Raw genomic sequence first — 3,263 nt, 5'->3', positions numbered from 1 at the left:
AAAAAATCCCAAAAAAAACACAAAAAAATCCCAAAATAAACTCAAAAAAAACCCAAAATAAACTCAAAAAAAATCCTAAAAGAAATTCAAAAAAAGCTAACAAAACAAAAAAAGAACAGGAGTAAACTCAAGAATTCTACCGCAAAATTGAGGCTTTAATTTACAGAAAAAATACATGGTAAAGAAATATTAGAGGACTGGGACTATCAGGAAAATTTGTAGGTTAATGACAAAAAGTGATTAAGAGATTTTTTGCAGGAGTTGGGTAAAAAAGCTAGCAAGAGATTTTTTTTCTAAGTAGGGTAAATTAGCTTAGGCTAGAACTAAATTTTTTTCTTCCTCCTAAAATACATCTGTTTATTTGCCTTATAAGAATTTTATCAATAGTGATAAGCTATTGATCAATTTCTATAATTTCAACTAAAATCAAAGTTTTTTAACTTATTTTTCAAAAGCTTAAATAAATAAGGTATTTTCTTTTTCTTAAATGTGTTATAATAAGTGCATATACTAGCTAGAATAAAGCTATGTGTAGAGACTTTTGTCTCTTAACTATAATATTTAGCATATTCTCTTAGTGGATACTAGTATATATTTAAGTTGAGAAATGACTGAAGTTGTGCCTTAGTGCCAACTTCTTTTTTTGTGAAGGTAAAAATAAATTAATGTTTTTTATTTTTTCTCTTGCAATTAAAATTTTAATCCCTATAAAGTGATTAAGACACATTTCTATATTTAAGTTGAGACAGGTTTGAAGTTGGACACACAGTGTTCAACTTCTTTTTTTTTGTAAAATTTTCTTTTTTAAGCTTTGTTTTTTAAGAAAAATAAAATATTTAGCATGTTTTTTTGCTTTTTCTCTTGGAATATTTAATTTAACCTCTATAAACAAAGCAGATACATGTATATATTTAAGTTGAGACAAGTCTGAAGCTGAGCATACCGTGCCCAGCTTCTTTTTTGCCTGTAAAGACAATAGTCTTGCTAGATAAAACTAACCTTTTTCCAAATAAAACAAATACCTTATCTAACCAATCTAATTCTGTATCTAACCAATCTAATTCTGTATCTAAATAAATCTAATCTTTTTCTAGGGTTAGTAAGACCTAAATTAAGAAAATCTGTAGTTTAATTGCAATTAAAAAAGATTATTTATTGCAAAGATAAAGGTATTACCCTGCCTTATCCCTTACTTTTTAGTCAGAAATTCAAAAAAATTTTTCAGGCTAAATTTTTGATTTCTCCCCAAAAAAACGCCAGTTTTTTCTCTTTTTTAGCTCTTGCAAAATTAGATTAAGAAAAAAATTTTTCAGCAAAGGTTAGGCAAATATTTATTTATAGTTTATAATAAATATACAAATTAACTTACTGGTTTTATCATAATCTGTTTTCAGCTCTTTATCTTGAAAAACAATAAAATAAGAACTTGTAAGTGCGACAAATAAATACTAGCAAGTAAACCTGAAATGGTATATACTAGTATTGACAAAAATAGTAGAAAAGGATTTATTTTATACCTCTTTAGAGCTCTCTGAAGAGCAAAGCCGAATTACCACTCCCATAAAGTGGTAATGTGTAATACGACTGGTCATCGTATTACAACAAATCCTAGTTGAAAGTGCCAACTAGGTTTCATAACAGAGCTTTTTAGGTCTTAAGCTCTCTGTGATGTGTAAAGTGAATCGTATTGCATATGGCACTGCCATATGCAATTATTTTTTTGTACATCAACTCCTTTTTTTTATTACCTTTAACAAATTTATTTATTTTTTGATCTCTATTAAAGCTTCTCTTATTTTAAGAGAAGCTTTTTTATACTTGTTTTTACGGAAAATAGTTATATAACTATTCTATAATAAGAGAAGGTTTACTACTATTTAAGAAGGTTTTTTATGTTAAAGAAAATTACTTTAACTTTGAGTGCTTTAGGCTTGGCTTTAAGTAGTCTAGGAGCACCTAGTTTTGTTTGCCAAACCTTAACCCCTGGAGAGCAGACACAACAAAACATTCAACGTATCATCGATCAATGTGCTGAAACTGAAGGCTATGTTGCTTTTACGCCAGGTACTTATACAGTTTCAGGCTTAAAACTCCCTGCTCATGCAGCTCTTTCTTTAGCTAAGGGAGCTACTTTAGTGCTTACTGGCGAAAATGGACAATCGGGAAGTATTCAAGTTCTAGGCGACAAGGTTACCATTAGTGGTGAAGGAACTATTAGTGGGGGTGTGCAATCCCTTCCTTATGCAGGCAAGGATGTAAAACTTCCTAAAGAACAAGAAAAAGCTTTAAAAGAACAGGAAAAAGCTTTTAAAGAAGTTTATGAGTCACCATTTGTAGATAATAGTATTTTTAATTTACCTGCGTTAGTGCAAGCAACTAATGTAAATAACCTGGAAATAAGTGGCGTGAGCTTTACTAATTTTTCTGGTAATGCCGTTTACTTAAACAAGGTTAAACAAGTAACTATTAACCAAACTAAAGTTAGCTCTGAGCGTTTATTTACCCATGGTATAGTTGTAAATGGGGGAGAGGGAGTAACGCTTAAGCAAAACTACTTATCTCTTCCAGGTATTCATGTTTTAATTGCTGCCAAGGATGCACCAAGTCAACAAGTTCGACTCGATACTAACTACCTTTACGGTGGAGTTGGAGCAGTAATTGGCATTAACCTAAGCCAAGGGGTTAAACAAGTTGAAGTAAATAACCTTGTTGTGCAACAGGCAGAAGCTGGCGTAGCGATTTTAACTAACGCTAGAGTTGGTGGACAAGTTAGCGATATTAGCTTTAACAATATTTATGTTAATGATGTAAGTAAACCTATTTACCTTGCTGCTAACTTCAACCAAACTTATAAAAATACTGGAAATGCTATTCCTACCTTCCAAAACCTAAGCATTAGCAATTTCTACTCTTTAGGCGGGGGAAATATTGTTCTTACAGGTTATAGCAGTAGTAACCCTCTAGCAGTAAACTTTTCTAATGTACGTATTGCTAAGGTAAACAGTTGGAAAATCGAGGCAGCAAAAATTACCGATGTTGCTAACTCAAGCACCGGTTCTTTTAGTCAGGCTAGTGTAGATGAAGTTAAAGCGGTAATTGACAGCCAATTAAAACCTTTTCCGCGTTATAACTAATGCCTTAAGTATGCCTTAGGCTTAAGCAGTAAAGCTTTAAGCAAAAGTAATATTTTTGTCAGAAGAGTTGCTGATCATTCAGAGGCATATTCTGCAGTTAAAATCTTGCTTAAATTAATTGAACCCAAG

1 protein-coding gene is annotated in these 3,263 nt (G+C 31.4%); it reads left to right on the top strand.

Features of this window, described 5'->3' with window-relative positions:
* Positions 1 to 1,892: 1,892 nt before the first annotated feature.
* Positions 1,893 to 3,134, top strand: a complete 1,242-nt coding sequence (locus CJP74_RS07620; protein WP_119497890.1) for a glycosyl hydrolase family 28 protein — start codon at positions 1,893 to 1,895, stop codon at positions 3,132 to 3,134.
* The last annotated feature ends 129 nt before the right edge of the window (positions 3,135 to 3,263 follow it).

Origin of the sequence: Psittacicella melopsittaci, assembly GCF_003585925.1 — a bacterium.
GTDB lineage: Bacteria > Pseudomonadota > Gammaproteobacteria > Enterobacterales > Psittacicellaceae > Psittacicella > Psittacicella melopsittaci.
This window is presented reverse-complemented; position numbering and strand designations above follow the sequence as displayed.